The organism is Delftia sp. JD2 (assembly GCF_001682645.1).
GTDB lineage: Bacteria > Pseudomonadota > Gammaproteobacteria > Burkholderiales > Burkholderiaceae_C > Comamonas > Comamonas acidovorans.
Genome location: NZ_LFJT01000008.1, coordinates 137,927 through 154,379, shown reverse-complemented (window position 1 = coordinate 154,379; position 16,453 = coordinate 137,927). Strand labels below are relative to the sequence as shown.

The window sequence follows — 16,453 nt, the reverse complement described above, 5'->3', positions numbered from 1 at the left end:
GCGCCGCATCAAACACCATAGCACCCAGCCGTTGCCATGCAACGGCTGGCGCATTTCAGGGCTCTGAAAGCCCGCGCATGCGGCTATGATCGAAAGCGCCTCCATCCACTTTGCGGAACCGCACGCCATGACGACGAACAGCCCTCCCTCGCTGCCCACCTATGACGATGTCGCCGCCGCCGCTCGCCGGCTGGAAGGCGTGGCCCACCGCACACCCATACTGCGCAGCCGCACCGCCGACGAGCTGCTGGGCGCCCAGCTGTTCTTCAAGTGCGAGAACCTGCAGCGCACGGGCGCCTTCAAGATACGCGGCGCCTACAACGCGCTGTCGCAGTTCACGCCCGAGCAGCGCAAGCGCGGCGCACTGGCCTTCTCCTCGGGCAACCATGCCCAGGCCGTCGCCCTGGCCGCGCAGATGCTGGACATGCCCGCGCTCATCGTCATGCCCGAGGATGCCCCCGCCTCCAAGATGGCAGCCACGCGCTCCTACGGCGCCCAGGTGGTGACCTATGACCGCTTCACCGAGGACCGCGAGGCCATCTCCCGCCGCCTGGCCGACGAGCGCGGCATGACGCTGATCCCGCCGTTCAACCACCGCGACGTGATCGCCGGCCAGGGCACGGCAGCCAAGGAACTGTTCGAAGAGGTGCCCGACCTGGACTACCTGTTCGTCTGCCTGGGCGGCGGCGGCCTGCTGTCGGGCAGCCTGCTGGCGGCCGGGCAACTGGCGCCGCGCTGCAAGGTCTACGGCGTCGAGCCCCAGGCCGGCGACGATGCCCGCCAGTCGCTGCGCGCAGGCCAGATCGTGCAGATCCCCACGCCCCACACCATTGCCGACGGCGCCCAGACCCAGTCCATCGGCGATATCACATTCGCCATCATCCGCGAGCATGTGGAAGATATCCTGGCCGTGGCGGACGAGCATCTGGTGCAGGCTATGCGCTTTTACGCGGAACGCAAGAAAATCGTGGTCGAACCCACGGGAGCGCTCTCGCTGGCGGGCGCCCTGCATGGCGGGGTTGCGCTGTCGGGCGCGCGCGTGGGCATTCTGATCAGCGGCGGCAATGTGGACCTGGCGCGCTACGCACGCTTTCTGCACGACTGAACCGCCCCCTGGCGCCGGCCGCAAATGCCAGCGCCCCTTTTTTCCAGAAGAAAACCATGAGTACTCTGCACCTGATCGACCACCCGCTGGTCCAACACAAGCTCACGCTGATGCGCCGCAAGGAAGCCAGCACCAACAGCTTTCGCCGCATGCTGGGCGAGCTGTCCACGCTGATGGCCTACGAGATCACGCGCGACATGCCGCTGCAGGACATCGAGATCGAAACCCCGCTGGAGACCATGACCGGCAAGGTCATCGACGGCAAGAAGCTGGTGCTGGTGTCCATCCTGCGCGCCGGCAACGGTTTCCTCGACGGCATGCTCAACGTCGTGCCCGGCGCGCGCATCGGCCACATCGGCCTGTACCGCGACCCCGAGACGCTGCAGCCCGTCGAGTATTACTTCAAGATGCCTTCCGAGATGGAAGAGCGCGATGTGCTGGTCGTCGATCCCATGCTGGCCACGGGCAATTCGGCCGCCGCCGCCGTGGCGCGCCTGAAGCAGCTGAACCCGAAGTCCATCAAGTTCATGTGCCTGCTGGCTGCGCCCGAAGGCGTGGCCACCATGCAAAAGGCCCATCCCGACGTGGACATCTACACGGCCGCCGTGGACCGCCAGCTGGACGCCCACGGCTACATCCTGCCGGGCCTGGGCGACGCGGGCGACCGCATCTTCGGCACCAAGTAGGCCTGGTGCACGCACCCACAAAAAAGCCGCACATTGTGCGGCTTTTTTGCTGGGGAGCGAGGGGCAGCGGGATCAATCCACCAGGCCCGCGTAGACGTGCTGCACGTCATCATCGTTCTCGATGCCGGCCAGGAAGTCCTGCACTTCCTCCTGCTGCTCGGCCGACAGGCTGGCCATGCTGACCGGCGTCTTGGCCTTGTAGCCCAGCTTGGCAGACAGCACCTTGAAGCCCTGGGCCGGCAGCGCCTTGCTCACGGTATCCAGGTCCGTCGGGTCGGTGATGAACAGCGTCGTGCCCTCTTCCTCGCCGGGCTCGAAGTCCTGTGCGCCGGCCTCGATGGCGGCCAGCTCGGCATCGGCACCGCCTTCGGGCTCGCCCTCGATCATGCCCACATGGTCGAAGTCCCAGGCCACGGCCGTCATCTGGCCCTTGCGGAAGCACACGCGCATGTTCGGCGCCGTGCGGTTCACGTTGTCGGTCAGGCACTCGATCATCACGGGCACGCGGTTGGGGCCGTAGCCTTCATAGACCACGCGCTCGTAGTTGACGGCATCGGCACCCACGCCCGAGCCCTTCTTGATCGCACGCTCGAGCGTGTCCTTGGGCATGGAGGCCTTACGGGCGGCTTCCACGGCCATGCGCAGGCGCGAGTTGCCTGCCGGATCGGCGCCGGCGCGCGCCGCGACGATGATTTCCTTGGCCAGCTTGCCAAACAGCTTTCCCTTGGCATCGGCGACCAGCGCCTTGCCCTTTGCTTTCCATTGCGCGCCCATGGCTGCTTTTCCCTTGCGGATTCTCTGGTGGGTAGGAGGCGCCGCCGACCGCCCCACGCAGGGACCCGGCCCGGCGCCGAAAGAGCGCTGTTTATACACCCGCGCAAGTGGCTGCGCGGGCTTTTTGCACAGTGGTTGACAGGGCGCCGCTGGCTCTGGCCGCGTCGTGCATGATGTTTGCCAGATCAAAGCCGCCCGACTGCGATACAGCGCAGTCGGCCGGGCCGCATGCGCATCGTGCACGGTGACGGGCGCCTCGCGCCGGCACTGGCTGGCCTGCCCCCTGTGGGCCGGCAAGGTAACGGGCAGCGAGCAGGTGCTGACGCGCCTGGGCCAGCGCATCCGTGATGTCCGCCAGGGACAGGACGGCTGGCTTTACCTGCTGCCGGACGCCCAGGGCGGGCAGTTGCTGCACGTCACCGCCCCGCCCTGAGCCCCGTCACGCGCGGTGGCTCACTGCACGGTGATGCCGTTGGCCTTGACCACGGCATCCCAGCGCTTGCGCTCGGCCGCCACGAAGCCCGTGAAGGCGGCGGAGGAACTGCCCACGGGCGTCAGGCCCAGCTTCTCCAGGCTGGCGCGCGTGGCCGGCAAGGCCAGTGCCTTTTGCACCAGGTCCTGCAGCTTCTGCACGGTCTCGGGCGCGGTGCCCGCAGGCAGGAAGAAGCCGTTCCACTCCGTGACCTCGAAGCCCTTGATGCCGCTTTCCGCCACCGTGGGCACGTCGGGCAGGTCCGGCATGCGCTTGGCCGAGGACACGGCCAGCGCCTTGAGCTTGCCGCCCTTGACGTAATTGATGCTGGAGGCCGCGTTGGCAAAGTACACATCGACCTGGCCGCCCATGACATCGACGATGGCGGGCGCCCCGCCCTTGTAGGGAACGTGGACGGCATCGAACTTGGCGTCTGCCTTGAGCAGTTCCGTCGCCATCTGGGCCAGGCTGCCCGGACCGTAGGAGGCATAGGTGAGCCTGCCGGGCTTTTGCCGCGCGGCATTCATGAAGTCGGCCAGGCTGTTGTAGGGCGAGGACGGCGCCGCCACGAGAATGTTGGGCACGCTGATGGCCTGGGACACGGCAATGAAATCCTTGGCCGGGTCATAGGGCAGCTTGCGCAACGCGGGGTTGATGGCGAAGGACGATGCGTCATACAGCACCGTATAGCCATCGGCCTTGGCGCGCGCCACGAGGGCGGCACCAATGGCGCCGCTGGCGCCGGCCTTGTTGTCCACCACCACGGTCTGGCCCGAGACCTCGCCCAGCGCCTTGGCGATGATGCGCGCCGCATTGTCCGCACCGCCGCCGGCCGAGAACGGCACGACGACCGTGATGGCCTGAGCGGCCGGATAGTCGGCCGCATGCAGCGTGCCCTGGAAAAGTCCCAGTCCCAGGCCCAGCCCCAAGGCCAGCACCGTCATGGCGGGCCGCAGTGTCTTGATCTTCTTCACGTTTCTGTCTCCTGTTGCTCAATGGTGAAAACCTGGCTGCGAGGCTTGCGTGCCCCGCGCCCTCAATCGAATCCGTACAGCTCGGCGGCGTTGTCCACCAGCACGCGGGCGCGCAGCGCCGCATCGGGAATCCAGCGTGACAACAGCGCCAGCAGCATGGGGGTCTGCGGCGGATGGGCAGCTTCGGTGACATGGGGCCAGTCGCTGCCCCAGACCAGGCGCTGCGGGGCCTCGGCCACCCAGGCCTGCGCCAGCGCGTCGCAGTCGGCATAGCCTGCGGCCAGGCCCGCCCGGCTGTTCAGATACGGGCCCGAGAGCTTGACCCAGGCCCTGCCCTGCTGCACCAGCCCACGGACCACACCGAAGGCGGACTGGTGCACGCCAGCGCCGTCAGCACTGTCAGCGAGCCGCGCCATGTGGTCGAACACCAGAGTGCATGGCAGCCGCTGCAGCAGCGCCGCATGGGCCTCGATCTGGCTGGCCAGCCAGTGCAGCTGCACATGCCAGCCCAGCGCGGCAATGCGCTCGGCCAACGGCTCCAGCATGTCCAGCCGCACGGCTGCGTCGTGCTCGGTGTGCAGCGAAAAGCGGATGCCGCGAATGCCGCCGTCATGCAGCGCCTGCAACTGTGCGTCGGTGATATCGGGGTGCACCACGGCAATGCCGCGCGTGCTTGCAGCGCCCAGCGACTGGATGGCGTTCAGCGTGACCTGGTTGTCCGTGCCATGCGCACGCGGCTGGACGATGACGGCGCGCTCCAGCCCCATGGCGCCGCGCAGCTGCGCATAGTCGGCAGCCGTGGCATGGGCACCAAAACGCGTATCAAAGCGCGTATCAGAACGCGTACCAAAGCGCGGATCGAAGACATGCAGATGGGCGTCGCAGGCGCCAGCGGGCAGTGCCTGCATCAGCAGCCCTCTTGTGCGGCGGCCTTCAGCGCCTCGGTATGCTGGCCCAGCGTGGGCGCTGCAAAGGCCGGTGGGCCGGGCGTGCGGTCGAATTCGACGGCGCCGGCAAAGCCCCGGTAGCTGCCCAGGGTCGGGTGCTCGAAACGGGTGACCATGCCCTCGGCCTGCACCTGCGGGTCGTCGAACATGTCTTCCACCGTGCGGGCCGCCGCGCAGGGCACTTCCTCGCCGAACAAGGCTTCCCATTCCAGTGCGCTGCGCCCCGCCAGCGCCTGGCGCAGCAGGGGCACCAGCACGTCGCGGTGCTGGGCGCGCTTGCGCACGGAGTCGTAGCGCTCGTCGCTGGCCACCTCGGGCAGATCCAGCTTGCGGCATAGCGCCGCCCAGAAATGCGCGGTGTTGGCCGAAATGTAGAGATATCCTTCGCGCGTCGGGTGGATGCCCGTGATGCCGCCGGAGCGCATGTCGCGCCCCACCTCGCGCGGCTCGCCCTCGGCCCAGACCATGCGTGCGGACTGCATGGTCAGCGCCGCGCGCAGCAGGGACACGCCTACATGCTGGCCCAGCCCGCTTTTCTCGCGCTCGTACAGCGCCGACGACACACCACCCGCCACCAGGGCCGAGGCGTAGTAGTCCACCACGGAGCCGTAGAGAATCTCGGGCGGCCCGCCTGCCTTGCCCTGCATGGCGCACATGCCGGTCATGGTCTGCAGCACCTGGTCGTAGCCCGCCTTGGCCTTGAGCGGCCCGCGGCTGCCATAGCCGGTGACGCTGCAATAGATGAGGCGTGGGTTGATGGCGGCCAGTTGCGCAAAACCGATGCCCAGCCGCTCGGGCACGCCGGGGCGGAAGTTGTGGACCAGCACATCGGCCTCGCGCACCAGGCGCAGCAGCACGGCGTGGTCGGCCTCATCCTTCAGGTCCAGCACCATGCCCCACTTGCTGCGGTTCACGCCCAGGAAGGCGCGGCTTTCCGCCTCCAGCGTGGAGGGGTACTTGCGCAGGTTGTCGCCCACGGGCGGCTCGACCTTGATCACCTCGGCGCCCTGGTCCGCCAGCAGCGAGCAGCCATAAGGCCCCGCGATATAGGCGCTCAGATCCAGCACGCGCACACCGCTGAGCGGGCCTTTCGGTCCCTGGCGTTCACCGGGCACAAAACTCATTCGTTTCTCCTGATAGGGAAGCGGGAAGGCCTGGGGCACCTCCCGCCAAAGGCCGGGTTCAATCGGCCTGGATATTGCGGTCCTTGGCGAGCTGCTTCCAGCGCGCCACGTCGCTGCGGATCACTTGTGCGAACTGCTGCGGCGTCACGGGGTTGGCAATGGCGCCTTCGCGCAGGAAGCTGGCCTGGATGGTCGGCTTGGCCAGCACCTGGTTCACGGCCTGGTTGAGGCGGTCCACGATGTCGGCGGGCGTGCCCGCAGGCGCCAGCAGCCCCCACCACAGATCGAATTCGTAGCCCGGGATGGCCGTTGCCATGGGAGTCAGGTCCGGCGCAATGGGGCTGGGCTTGAGACTGGTGATGCCGATAGCGCGCAGCTTGCCGTTGCGCACCATGGGCAGGATGGACGGGCCGCTGGAGACCAGCATCTGCACCTGGTTGCCGATCACGTCGGTCACGGCCGGACCCTGGCCCTTGTAGGGCACATGCATGATGTCCATGCCCGGCACCATGGAGCGCATCATCTCGGTCGCGAAGTGGTTGATGCTGCCGGTGCCCGAGGTGGCGTAGTTGAACTGGCCCGGGCTGGCCTTGATGGCGCGCACCAGATCCTGCGGCGTCCTGGCCGGGAATTCGTTGTTCACGGCCACCACCAGCGGGCCCTTGGCAAACATGGCCACGGGCGCCAGGTCCTTGACGGGGTCGAAGGGCATCTTGGCCTGTACCGCAGCATTCGTGGTCATGCTGGACGAGACCGCCACCAGCGTGTAGCCGTCCGCCGCCGCCTTGGCTACCGAGGCCGTGCCGGTGTTGCCGCTGGCGCCGGGCCGGTTGTCCACGATCACGGTCTGCTTGAGCAGATCGCCCATTTCCTTGGCCACCTGGCGTGCGAACACATCGTTGGAGCCTCCCGGCGGATAGGGAACCACCATGGTGATGGCCTTGGACGGGAAGGCGCCCTGCGCCATCAATCCCGGCGAAGCCAGCCCGGCCAGCGTGGCCACCGTTGTGGCGGCGGCCAGCGCCACCAGCCTGCGCCGCGCGCGGCAATGGGAAATGCGCATGTCTTTGTCTCCTGTACTGTTTCTTGTCATGGGGATGCCCGGCATGCGGGATGCCGGGGCACCGGATTGCCGGCCGCCCGTTCAGGCCGCCAGCAGCCCCTGTGCATGCGCCGCAGCCACGATGGCCTGGGCGCGCAGCACAAAGGGCTTGTCCACCATCTTTCCGTCCACCACATAGGCGCCCAGGGCGTTGGCATCTGCCTGTCGGGCCGCCTCCACCACCTTCAGGGCGTGCCCGATTTCCTGCTCGGTCGGCTGGTAGACCGCATTGGCCAGAGCGATCTGGCTGGGGTGTATGCAGGTTTTGCCCAGAAAGCCCAGGCCGCGCGACAGGCGGGCCTCGGCGCTGAAGCCCTCGCTGTCGCGGATGTCGGCAAAGGCGCCGTCGTAGGCGTAGACGCCGGCCTCGGCGGCGGCCATGCGCACGGCAAACAGCGCCTGGGCAATGGCGGCGGGCTCACGCCGGTTCACGCCAAAGGGCTCGAACAGATCGCCCAGACCCATCTGCAGGCCGGCCACGCTGGCATGGGCGCTAGCCAGTTCGGCAGCGCAGCGCAGGGCGCGGGGTGTTTCGATGTTGAGCAGCAGGCCAGGCGCCTGGGCCACGCCGTTGGCATCTGCCGCCTCGGCAATGCGCTGTGCGGCCTCGCGCACCTGCTGCACGGTCTCGGGCTTGGGCAGGTTGATGAGGTGCACGCCGTCGCGCACCATCTCGGCGATGTCGGCGCCGAAATGCGGCGTATCCATGGCGTTGACGCGCACGATCAGCGTCTTGCCATGGCCCCGGCTTTCAGGGCTGAGCAGGAAGCTGCGCAGCAGGCCGCGCGCCTCGTCCTTGCGGGCCTCGGCCACCGCGTCCTCCAGGTCGAAGGACAGTGCGTCGGCTTCGACGGCCAGGGCCTTGGCGAACAGCTCGGGACGCGATGCGGGAACAAACAGTTTGCTTCTCATGCACCGCATTGTGGGCGGCAGAAAGCCAAGAGAAACACAGGTAATATTTGTTCAAACCACACAAATTCTTTGTTTATGGAAACCAGCTACCTGCACAGCTTCCTGCTCGTGGTCGAGACGGGCTCCATGGCCGAGGCCGCGCGGCGCCTGAACATCACGGCCGCCGCCGTGGCCCAGCAGATCCGCATCCTGGAGCGCGAGTTCGACGCCCCCCTGCTGGCCCGCGCAGGCCGCACCGTGCTGCCCACCCCAGCCGGCCACCGGCTGTCGCAATCGGCCCCGCTGCTGCTGCGCGAGCTGGCCAACGCCAAGACCCATGTCAACCATGAGGGCGCCGACGGCGAGCTGGTGATAGGCACCATCAACACGGCCCTGCACAGCCTGCTGCCCGACATCCTGGCGGGCTTTGTGAAGAAGTGCCCGCAGACCAAGGTCTTCCTGCGCTCGGCCACCACGCGCGAGCTGTACCAGGCCGTGCAGCAGGGCGAGCTGGATGCCGCTGTCTGCCTGCACCCCTCCTTCGCCCTGGCCAAGACCTTCGACTGGACACTGCTGCGCGAGGAGCCGCTGGTGCTGCTGGTGCCGCACCAGCTGGCGCACCTGGACCCGCACACGCTGCTGCGCACCCAGCCGCTGATCCGCTATGACCGCAGCCTGGGCGGTGGGCAAATGGTGGAGCGCTACCTGCGCGCCGCGCAGATCGCGCCGCAGGAACGCTTTGAACTGAGCTCGCTGGTGGCCATTGCCATGATGGTGGAGCGCGGCCTGGGCGTTTCGCTGGTGCCCGACACGGCACTGAACCTGCCCGATGGCCAGGGCGTGGTGCGCCTGGCCCTGCCCGAGGAATCGCAGTCACGGCGCTTTGGCGTGATGTGGCTGCGCTCGTCGGCACGGTTGCCGCTGATCCACAGGCTGGTGGACTGCGCACGCACCGTGGTCAAGCAGCGCGGCGGCCCGCGCGCTGCCGCACGTGCAGCAACCAGGACACCATAGTCCGCACCTTCAGGACTCTGCCACGGCCGCCGTGGCAACCAGGTCCTGGAACCTGCGCAGCACGGCCGACGCATCGCCCACGCGCGTGGCCAGATGCAGGGGTGCGGCCAACCCGGGGCACTGGGACAGCGCACGGTAGACAATGCCGTCGCTGCGCAGGCGCTGCATGGAGGCCGGCACGATGGACAGCCCCAGCCCTGCCGAGACCAGGCTCAGCGTGGCCGTCATGCGCGGCGCCTCCTGCACCACGCGCGGGCTGAAGCCCGCCTCCAGGCAGGCCTTGAGAATGGCGTCGTACAGGCCCTGCCCTACCCTGCGCCGGTACAGCACGAAATCCTCCGAGGCGAGCTGCGGCAAAGGCACGGGCCGGCGCAATGGGCGTGCCAGCGCATGCCCTGCCGGCAGGGCCAGCAGCATGGGCTCTTCCAGAATCGGCACGGCCTGCAGCCCCTGGCTGCCATGCAGGGGCGAGCGCACAAAGGCCGCGTCCAGCCGCTCGTGCAGCAATGCATCCATGAGTTCACCCGTGCCCGCTTCCTCCAGCGCCACGGCCACGCCGGGCACCTGCTGGCGGAACATGCGCAGCACGCCCGGGACAAAGGGATGCAGCGCGGCAGAGCTGGTGAAGCCCACGGCCAGCCGGCCCGTCTCGCCCCGGGCGGCACGGCGCACCACCTCGGCCAGCACGTCACAGCGCTCCAGCAGCGCCTTGGACTCTTCCAGCAGCGCCAGCCCCGCCGCCGTGGGCCGCACGCCGCGCGGCAGGCGCTGCACCAGCTCCACGCCCAATTCGTGCTCCAGGCCCTGCAGCAATCGCGTCAGCGGCGGCTGCTGCATGCCCAGGCGCTCGGCCGCACGCGTGATGTGGCCTTCCTCGGCGATGGCGACAAAGGCGCGCAGTTGGCGAAGCTCGGGCACATCAATACTTTCAAGGTATGGGAAGACTTCAATTGTGGCATTTGCAATCATGGATGGACGGATTTACGCTCGCGCCCCACAAACACACCTACCTGAAAGGCAACACGATGACCTGGTCCGCAAAGCAGTACACAACGTTCGAGCAGGAACGCACGCGCCCCGTGCGCGACCTGGTGGCCGCCATTCCCGATCTGCCTGACCGCGCCGTGCGGCTGGCCGTGGACCTGGGCTGCGGCCCGGGCAACTCCACCGAGGTCCTGGCCCAGCGCTTTCCCGGGGCCACCGTGACGGGACTGGACAATTCCGAGGACATGCTGGATGCCGCACGCAAGCGGCTGCCGGGCACGGCCTTCTCCCTGGCCGACATCGCCACCTGGCAGCCCGACCAGCCACAGGACGTGATCCTGGCCAATGCCTCGCTGCAGTGGCTGCCCGACCACCAGCAGCTCTACCCGCGCCTTGTCAGCCACCTGGCACCCGGTGGCAGCTTGGCCGTGCAGACGCCGGACAACCTGGAAGAACCGGCCCACCGGCTGGCGCGCGAAGTGGCCGCCAGCGGCCCCTGGGCTGCCACGATTGGCGATGTGCACCACCCCGCACGTCACAGCGCGGACTTCTACTACGCCCTGCTTCGCCCGCACTGCAGCAACGTCGATGTCTGGCGCACCACCTACTTCCATCCGCTGGCGGGCGGCCATGCTGCGGTGGTTGAGTGGTTCAAGGGTTCGGCGCTGCGTCCTTTCGTCGCGCCGCTGGACGAGGAGCAAAAGGCCGGCTTCTACGCAGCGTATCTGCAGGCCATCTCCCAGGCCTACCCCGCGCTGGACGATGGCACGGTGCTGCTGCCCTTCCCCAGGCTGTTCATCGTGGCCAGCCGTTGAAGCAGCGCGCCTTCGGCCCTCAACGCGCCGGATGCGGCTCGATGAGATCCCACAGATTGCCGTAGAGGTCTTCGAACACGGCCACGGTGCCGTGGGGCTTGCGCTGGGGGTCCTGCACAAAGCGCACGCCGCGCGAGCGGTAGGCCTCGAAGTCGCGCAGGCAGTCGTCGGTCTGCAGGAACAGGAACACGCGCCCGCCGGTCTGGTTGCCCACGCGCGCGTCCTGTTCCTCATTCGTGGCGCGGGCCAGCAGCAGGCGAACACCGCCGCCACCGGGGGCCACGGTGACCCAGCGCTTGCCCTCGGACAGGGCGGTGTCCTCGATCAGCACGAAACCCAGCGCGCCCACATAAAAGCGCAGCGCCTCGTCGTAGTCGCGCACGGCGACGCTCACCTGTCCTATCACCTGGGGCATGGAATCCTTTGCAGCAATGGTGCGGTCCTCGGACCACGGGGCCGCGAGGATAACGGAGCCCTGTCAATGCCCTGCCGCCCTGGCCCTTAAGCCCTGCGGCTGGCCCCACAATGGCGGCTTGCAATTGCCTCGTGAGGGACGGGAATCCATGCTGAATGCCTTGTGGCTGGGCTTTTTTCTGGTGGCGGCCGTGGCTGCGCTGGCGCAATGGCTGGTCGGCGGCCAGGCCGGGATTTTCTCGGCCATGGTGCAGGCGCTGTTTGCCATGGCCAGGCTGTCGGTCGAGGTCATGGTGCTGCTGTTCGGCACGCTGACGCTGTGGCTGGGCTTTCTGCGCATCGCAGAGAAGGCCGGCGTGGTCGAGTGGCTGGCGCGCGTGCTGGGCCCGTTGTTCGCCAGGCTCATGCCCGAGGTGCCGCGCGGCCATCCGGCCCTGGGCCTGATCACGCTGAACTTCGCGGCCAACGGGCTGGGACTGGACAACGCGGCCACGCCCATGGGCCTGAAGGCCATGCGCTCGCTGCAGGAGCTCAATCCCCGGCCCGACACCGCCACCAATGCGCAGATCCTGTTCCTGGTGCTCAATGCGTCGTCGCTGACCTTGCTGCCCGTGACCATCTTCATGTACCGCATGCAGCAGGGTGCGCCCGATCCCACCCTGGTCTTTCTGCCGATCTTGCTGGCCACCTCGGCCTCGACCCTGGTCGGCCTGCTGGCCGTGGCCGCCGTGCAGCGGCTGCCGCTGTGGAGCCCCGTGGTGCTGGGCTATCTGCTGCCGCTGGGCCTGGCGCTGGCGGGCTTCATGGCCTTTCTGGCCACGCTGTCGGCGACCGCGCTGGCGCAGCTGTCATCGCTGCTGGGCAACCTGACGCTGTTTGCCCTGATCGTGCTGTTCGTCAGCCTGGGCGCCTGGCGCAAGGTCGCGGTCTACGACAGCTTCATCGAAGGCGCCAAGGAAGGCTTTGACGTGGCCAAGGGCCTGCTGCCCTACCTGGTGGCCATGCTCTGCGCCGTGGGCGTGTTCCGCGCATCGGGTGCGCTGGAGTACGCGCTGTCGGGCATACGCTGGGTGGTCGATGCCCTGGGCATGGACGCCCGCTTCGTGGACGCCCTGCCCACGGCCCTGGTCAAACCCTTCTCGGGCAGCGCGGCGCGCGCCATGCTGATCGAAACCATGCAGACCCAGGGCGTGGACAGCTTCGCCGCCCTGGTGGCCGCCACCATCCAGGGCAGCACCGAAACCACCTTCTACGTCCTGGCCGTCTACTTCGGCGCCGTGGGCATACAGCGCGCCCGCCACGCCGTGCCCTGCGCCCTCATCGCCGAACTGGCCGGCGTGGTGGCGGCCATCGTGGTCTGCTACAAGTTCTTTGGCTGACAGCACAGCGTATTGCATATCATCTCAACGAGATTCGACAAGAAAGGATGCCTATGCGCCCGTCCGTTGTGCTTGACATGAAGCGAAGTGCGGTGCGCGAAGCGGTCAGCCGCTTTCGCACGGCAAACCCGCGAGTCTTCGGTTCGGTACTGCATGGCACCGACCGGGACGGGAGCGACCTCGACCTGCTGGTCGACGCGCTGCCCGGTGCTACCTTGTTGGATTTGGGCGATCTGGAAGACGAGCTGAAATTGCTGCTCGGCGTTGACGTCGATTTGCTGACGCCCGGTGACCTGCCGTCGAAGTTCCGGGCCAAGGTGCTTGCAGAGGCAAAACCGGTATGAGCGAGAACTACCGCCTGCCTGACTACCTGGACCACATCCAGCAGGCTGCGATCGATGCGCGCAGCTTCGTGGAAGGGTTGACCAAGGAGGACTTCTTCGCCGACAAGCGCTCCCAGCAAGCCGTCATCATGAGCTTCATCATCATCGGCGAGGCAGCCACGAAGGTAATGGACGGCTACGCCAAGTTCACCCAGGCGCACCCCGAGGTGCCGTGGCGCAGCATGCGCAATATGCGCAATCGCATGGCTCACGGCTATTTCGACATCAACCTTGATGTGGTGTGGGAGACAGTGCAGGAGTGGCTGCCGGCACTGCTCAGGCAGTTGCCTGCCGTGCGTCTGGGTGCCGACGACGAAGACCGCAACGACTCTGGCATGGAGCCGTGACTGACAACAGCAAGCTGCCGGTGTGCAGCCCCTCTTCGGTGATCGTGATGGAACCGGCCCCCTGACACTCCAGCGTCAGACCTCCGGCATGATGGCTTCCGCATAGTCATACAGCGCCCCCAGGATTTCCTCGCCGCGCTCGTCGGCAGTTTCCGATAGCTGGTCCACCATGGCAAACATCTGCTCGGCCGTGCGTGCGCCGCCCTTGCCTTCGATCAGGCAGGCCGCGCAGTGCTGCAGCCAGCGCTGGCGCTCGGCCGGGTTCAGGCTGGCGGGGAAGTTGCGGGCGCGGTAGCGGAACAGCAGTTCGGTCAGGCGGGCATCGTCGAAGCCCGTGCGGTCCAGCGCCAGCTCCTGCGCGGACAGGCTGCGCAGGTGGTTCAGGCGTCGCCGGTCCTCGTTGCCCACAAAGCCGCCGTACAGGTCCTGGTCGGCATCCAGCCCTTCCTGCGCAGGGCGCTGGTGAACGGCACGCCACAGCGAGCTCATGTCGGGCAGGTCACGTGCAATGGCCGCATGGCCCATGCACTGCTCCACATCGATGCCCCATTGCGCGGCCATGGCCGGGCTCAGCGTCTTGAGGCTGCCAACCACCATGGGCGACTTGTTGACGTGGATGCTCTTGATGGGCAGGCGCTGCATGCCTTCGGGCAGGTCGGCCGCGCGCGAGAACAGGCGCAGGCGCAGCGTGTCCACGTCGATGGAGGCCAGCTCGGACGGGTCCTGCGCCAGATCCCAGCAGATGATCTCGTTCTTGTTGGTGGGGTGCGTGGCCAGCGGCCACATGACGGCGATGCAGCCGCGCTCGGGCCGGATCATGCCGCTGACGTGCAGGAAGGGCCTGGCATGCGCCGGCTCGGCCGGCAGGCCCATTTCCTGCAGCACGCGGTCCTTCTTGTGCAGCGAGAAGGCGAAGTCGAACAATCTGGGCTGGACCTTGCGGATCAGCCGCGCCAGCCCGATGGTGGCGCGCACGTCGGACAGCGCATCGTGCGCCTTTTCGTGCAGGAGGCCGTTGGCGCGGGCCAGGTCCTCGAGCTTGAAGCTCGGAGATCCATCCTCCTTTTTCGGCCAGACAATGCCTTCGGGGCGCAGCGCATAGACCATGCGCACCACGTCGAGCAGGTCCCAGCGCCCGCAGCCGTTTTGCCATTCGCGCGCATAGGGGTCGATGAGGTTGCGCCAGAACATGAAGCGCGTGATCTCGTCGTCAAAACGGATGGTGTTGTAGCCCACGCCCACGGTGCCTGCCTGGGCCAGTTCTGCCTCGATGCGGGCGGCGAACTGGGCCTCGGGCATGCCCTGCTCCAGGCATTGCTGGGGGGTAATGCCGGTGATCAGGCAGGACTGCGGATCGGGCAGGTAGTCGCCTGCCGGCTGGCAGTACCACATGACGGGTTCGCCGATTTCATTGAGCTCCGCATCGGTGCGGATGCCCGCGAATTGCGCGGGCCGGTCATAGCGCGGCTGGGCGCCGAAGGTCTCGTAGTCGTGCCAGAAGAAGGTATGGGCCATCGGGCGAGTATGCCTGCGAAAAACGGGCCACCGGCCCTCACAGCAGGGGCGAACACAGCCGCGCGCCCGAGTCGAACAGGCGCAGCGCAAAGCCCAGGTCACGCTTGAAATGCACGCGCTGGGCCTGCTCCAGATCGGCCTCGAACTGCTTGGCCAGATCGCCGTTGAGCGCAGGCCCGTAGGCGATGGCGCAGACCTCGTAGTTCAGGAAGAAGCTGCGGTAGTCGAAGTTGGCCGTGCCGATGATGGCGATGTTGTCGTCCACCACCAGGGTCTTGGAGTGCAGCATGCGCGCCTTGTACTCGTAGACGCGCACGCCGCAGCGGATCAGCTCGTCGTAGTAGGAGCGCGCAGCCGCCGTGACCAGCGCCGAATCGGAGCGACGCGGCACCAGCAGCTGCACATCGACACCGCGCAGCGAGGCATTGGTGAGCGCTGCCAGCGCGGCCTCCGTCGGCACGAAATACGGCGTGGTCAGCCAGACACGTTCCTCGGCCGCGTTGATGGCCGCCAGATGCGCGCGGTAGATGGCCTGCAGGCCGTTGTCGGGGCCCGAGGTGATGATCTGCACGGGCAGCGGGCCCTCGGGCGCGTCCGGCAGCAGCAGGTCGATGTCGGCGGGCTCGTTCTTGGGGTCCTTTTCCAGCGCATAGGCCCAGTCTTCGAGGAACACGGTCTGCAGCCAGTTGACGATGGCGCCCTCCAGGCGCAGGTGCACGTCGTGGTAGGCATCGGGCATGACACGCGCGTTCTCTTCGTCGGTCACGTTGACGCCGCCCGTGAAGCCCACCTTGCCGTCGCACACCAGGATCTTGCGGTGGGTACGGAAGTTGATGACCGGGCGCAGCCGCCGGCCGATCTTGGTGCCATGGAACAGCGCGACCTCGGCGCCCGCATCCTCCAGCGGCTGCAGAAAGCGCCGTCCCAGCTTCTTGGAACCCAGGGCATCCACCAGCAGGCGCACCTGTATGCCTGCGCGGGCCCGCTGTATCAGCAGGTCGCGCAGGGCCGTGCCGGTCTGGTCGGGCTCGAAGATGTAGTACTCCAGGTGGATGTGATGACGCGCCGCATTCACCGCCTCGATGATGGCGTCGAAGGTGGCAGCGCCGCCCACCAGCAGCCGCAGGTCGGCGGCCGTGCTGACCGGAAAGTCGCTGGTGGCCGCCACCAGCCGCGCGACCTGGTGCAGGCGCTCCGAGCTGCCCGGCATGCGCTCGCGCAGGCGCTGCACGCCTGTTCGCACACGCGATGTCTTTCGCGCACGCAGCCGCTTGATGCGCTGGCGCTTGAGCCGCTGCGGGCCGAAGAAGTAGTAAATGGCCAACCCGCCCACGGGAATCGCCGCCATGGACAGAAGCCAGCTCAGCGTGGCCACGGGCGCACTGCGCTGCAGAAGGATCCACACCGCGACGATCACCACATAGACCGACCAGGTCACCGACAGCAGCAGCAGCGCATTCTCATGGGTCAGGTACTGACGAAGCCACTCCACAAAGACTCCTTCGGGCGGATCAAAGAAAAAGCCGG

At 67.4% G+C, this 16,453-nt stretch carries 17 protein-coding genes and 1 pseudogene; 8 read left to right on the top strand and 10 right to left on the bottom strand.

Annotation, left to right across the window (positions count from 1 at the left end; all coding sequences use genetic code 11):
- The first annotated feature begins 127 nt into the window (after positions 1 to 127).
- Together ACM14_RS07005 and upp are read left to right on the top strand one after the other, a co-directional pair.
- Positions 128 to 1,105 (top strand): threo-3-hydroxy-L-aspartate ammonia-lyase, encoded by a 978-nt coding sequence (locus ACM14_RS07005; RefSeq protein WP_034398468.1) that lies wholly within the window; start codon positions 128 to 130, stop codon positions 1,103 to 1,105.
- Positions 1,106 to 1,161: 56 nt separating this feature from the next.
- On the top strand, positions 1,162 to 1,791 hold the full coding sequence (upp, locus tag ACM14_RS07000; RefSeq protein ID WP_012205354.1) for a uracil phosphoribosyltransferase: 630 nt from the start codon (positions 1,162 to 1,164) through the stop codon (positions 1,789 to 1,791).
- A gap of 72 nt (positions 1,792 to 1,863) precedes the next feature.
- On the opposite strand, the gene ACM14_RS06995 is transcribed toward upp, so the two are convergent.
- Entirely contained in the window at positions 1,864 to 2,565 is a 702-nt protein-coding gene (locus ACM14_RS06995) for a YebC/PmpR family DNA-binding transcriptional regulator (RefSeq protein WP_012205353.1), read from the bottom strand.
- Between the two features lie 292 nt (positions 2,566 to 2,857).
- Between ACM14_RS06995 and ACM14_RS32725 the strand changes: the two are divergent.
- A pseudogene (locus tag ACM14_RS32725) lies at positions 2,858 to 2,998 on the top strand (PQQ-dependent sugar dehydrogenase); the annotation flags it as partial.
- Positions 2,999 to 3,018: 20 nt separating this feature from the next.
- Here ACM14_RS32725 and ACM14_RS06985 read toward each other — a convergent pair.
- The 5 genes from ACM14_RS06985 to ACM14_RS06965 form a co-directional block, all read right to left on the bottom strand.
- Positions 3,019 to 4,011: a tripartite tricarboxylate transporter substrate binding protein gene (locus tag ACM14_RS06985; RefSeq protein WP_016446879.1), complete on the bottom strand. Its 993-nt coding sequence runs from the start codon at positions 4,009 to 4,011 to the stop codon at positions 3,019 to 3,021.
- Positions 4,012 to 4,073: 62 nt separating this feature from the next.
- Complete coding sequence (locus ACM14_RS06980) at positions 4,074 to 4,919, bottom strand: amidohydrolase (RefSeq protein WP_065345715.1); 846 nt, start codon at positions 4,917 to 4,919, stop codon at positions 4,074 to 4,076.
- Complete coding sequence (locus ACM14_RS06975; RefSeq protein ID WP_065345714.1) at positions 4,919 to 6,082, bottom strand: CoA transferase; 1,164 nt, start codon at positions 6,080 to 6,082, stop codon at positions 4,919 to 4,921. Before ACM14_RS06975 ends, ACM14_RS06980 begins: the two co-directional genes overlap by 1 nt.
- Before the next feature lie 58 nt (positions 6,083 to 6,140).
- Positions 6,141 to 7,145: a tripartite tricarboxylate transporter substrate binding protein gene (locus ACM14_RS06970; protein ID WP_065345713.1), complete on the bottom strand. Its 1,005-nt coding sequence runs from the start codon at positions 7,143 to 7,145 to the stop codon at positions 6,141 to 6,143.
- An 81-nt stretch (positions 7,146 to 7,226) separates the two neighbouring features.
- The gene (locus ACM14_RS06965; protein ID WP_065345712.1) at positions 7,227 to 8,096 is read right to left on the bottom strand and encodes a CoA ester lyase; all 870 of its coding nucleotides are present in this window, start codon (positions 8,094 to 8,096) and stop codon (positions 7,227 to 7,229) included.
- A gap of 75 nt (positions 8,097 to 8,171) precedes the next feature.
- Between ACM14_RS06965 and ACM14_RS06960 the strand changes: the two genes are divergently transcribed.
- On the top strand, positions 8,172 to 9,089 hold the full coding sequence (locus ACM14_RS06960) for a LysR family transcriptional regulator (RefSeq protein ID WP_013802646.1): 918 nt from the start codon (positions 8,172 to 8,174) through the stop codon (positions 9,087 to 9,089).
- Between the two features lie 9 nt (positions 9,090 to 9,098).
- Here ACM14_RS06960 and ACM14_RS06955 read toward each other — a convergent pair whose 3' ends face one another.
- Entirely contained in the window at positions 9,099 to 10,007 is a 909-nt protein-coding gene (locus ACM14_RS06955) for a LysR family transcriptional regulator (protein WP_193760945.1), read from the bottom strand.
- 107 nt (positions 10,008 to 10,114) lie between these two features.
- Between ACM14_RS06955 and tam the strand changes: the two genes are divergently transcribed.
- Complete coding sequence (gene tam, locus ACM14_RS06950) at positions 10,115 to 10,888, top strand: trans-aconitate 2-methyltransferase (RefSeq protein ID WP_175403246.1); 774 nt, start codon at positions 10,115 to 10,117, stop codon at positions 10,886 to 10,888.
- A 19-nt stretch (positions 10,889 to 10,907) separates the two neighbouring features.
- Here the strand turns inward: tam and ACM14_RS06945 are convergent, their stop codons facing one another.
- A complete protein-coding gene (locus ACM14_RS06945) occupies positions 10,908 to 11,303 on the bottom strand; it encodes a VOC family protein (protein ID WP_065345710.1) in 396 nt (131 codons plus the stop codon).
- A 148-nt stretch (positions 11,304 to 11,451) separates the two neighbouring features.
- On the opposite strand from ACM14_RS06945, the gene ACM14_RS06940 reads away from it, so the two are divergent.
- From ACM14_RS06940 to ACM14_RS06930, 3 genes are read left to right on the top strand one after another with little or no spacing between them, the layout of a single operon-like run.
- Positions 11,452 to 12,681 carry a nucleoside recognition domain-containing protein gene (locus ACM14_RS06940; RefSeq protein ID WP_013802650.1) on the top strand — a complete coding sequence of 410 codons (1,230 nt, stop codon included), beginning with the start codon at positions 11,452 to 11,454 and terminating at the stop codon, positions 12,679 to 12,681.
- A gap of 53 nt (positions 12,682 to 12,734) precedes the next feature.
- On the top strand, positions 12,735 to 13,025 hold the full coding sequence (locus ACM14_RS06935; RefSeq protein ID WP_013802651.1) for a nucleotidyltransferase: 291 nt from the start codon (positions 12,735 to 12,737) through the stop codon (positions 13,023 to 13,025).
- Positions 13,022 to 13,411: a DUF86 domain-containing protein gene (locus tag ACM14_RS06930; RefSeq protein WP_065345709.1), complete on the top strand. Its 390-nt coding sequence runs from the start codon at positions 13,022 to 13,024 to the stop codon at positions 13,409 to 13,411. The genes ACM14_RS06935 and ACM14_RS06930 overlap by 4 nt, the downstream gene beginning before the upstream one ends.
- A gap of 75 nt (positions 13,412 to 13,486) precedes the next feature.
- Here the strand turns inward: ACM14_RS06930 and sbcB are convergent, their stop codons facing one another.
- Both sbcB and cls read right to left on the bottom strand, forming a co-directional pair.
- Entirely contained in the window at positions 13,487 to 14,926 is a 1,440-nt protein-coding gene (sbcB, locus tag ACM14_RS06925) for an exodeoxyribonuclease I (RefSeq protein ID WP_065345708.1), read from the bottom strand.
- A gap of 37 nt (positions 14,927 to 14,963) precedes the next feature.
- Entirely contained in the window at positions 14,964 to 16,418 is a 1,455-nt protein-coding gene (gene cls, locus ACM14_RS06920) for a cardiolipin synthase (protein WP_012205340.1), read from the bottom strand.
- Between the last annotated feature and the right edge of the window lie 35 nt (positions 16,419 to 16,453).

Excerpts from the sequence above, each read along its gene's own strand:
- ACM14_RS07005 (WP_034398468.1), top strand. The coding sequence starts at position 128 with ATGACGACGAACAGCCCTCCCTCGCTGCCCACCTATGACGATGTCGCC.
- upp (WP_012205354.1), top strand. The coding sequence starts at position 1,162 with ATGAGTACTCTGCACCTGATCGACCACCCGCTGGTCCAACACAAGCTC.
- ACM14_RS06995 (WP_012205353.1), bottom strand. The coding sequence starts at position 2,565 with ATGGGCGCGCAATGGAAAGCAAAGGGCAAGGCGCTGGTCGCCGATGCC.
- ACM14_RS06980 (WP_065345715.1), bottom strand. The coding sequence starts at position 4,919 with ATGCAGGCACTGCCCGCTGGCGCCTGCGACGCCCATCTGCATGTCTTC.
- ACM14_RS06975 (WP_065345714.1), bottom strand. The coding sequence starts at position 6,082 with ATGAGTTTTGTGCCCGGTGAACGCCAGGGACCGAAAGGCCCGCTCAGC.
- ACM14_RS06970 (WP_065345713.1), bottom strand. The coding sequence starts at position 7,145 with ATGCGCATTTCCCATTGCCGCGCGCGGCGCAGGCTGGTGGCGCTGGCC.
- ACM14_RS06965 (WP_065345712.1), bottom strand. The coding sequence starts at position 8,096 with ATGAGAAGCAAACTGTTTGTTCCCGCATCGCGTCCCGAGCTGTTCGCC.
- ACM14_RS06960 (WP_013802646.1), top strand. The coding sequence starts at position 8,172 with ATGGAAACCAGCTACCTGCACAGCTTCCTGCTCGTGGTCGAGACGGGC.
- tam (WP_175403246.1), top strand. The coding sequence starts at position 10,115 with ATGACCTGGTCCGCAAAGCAGTACACAACGTTCGAGCAGGAACGCACG.
- ACM14_RS06945 (WP_065345710.1), bottom strand. The coding sequence starts at position 11,303 with ATGCCCCAGGTGATAGGACAGGTGAGCGTCGCCGTGCGCGACTACGAC.
- ACM14_RS06940 (WP_013802650.1), top strand. The coding sequence starts at position 11,452 with ATGCTGAATGCCTTGTGGCTGGGCTTTTTTCTGGTGGCGGCCGTGGCT.
- ACM14_RS06935 (WP_013802651.1), top strand. The coding sequence starts at position 12,735 with ATGCGCCCGTCCGTTGTGCTTGACATGAAGCGAAGTGCGGTGCGCGAA.
- ACM14_RS06930 (WP_065345709.1), top strand. The coding sequence starts at position 13,022 with ATGAGCGAGAACTACCGCCTGCCTGACTACCTGGACCACATCCAGCAG.
- sbcB (WP_065345708.1), bottom strand. The coding sequence starts at position 14,926 with ATGGCCCATACCTTCTTCTGGCACGACTACGAGACCTTCGGCGCCCAG.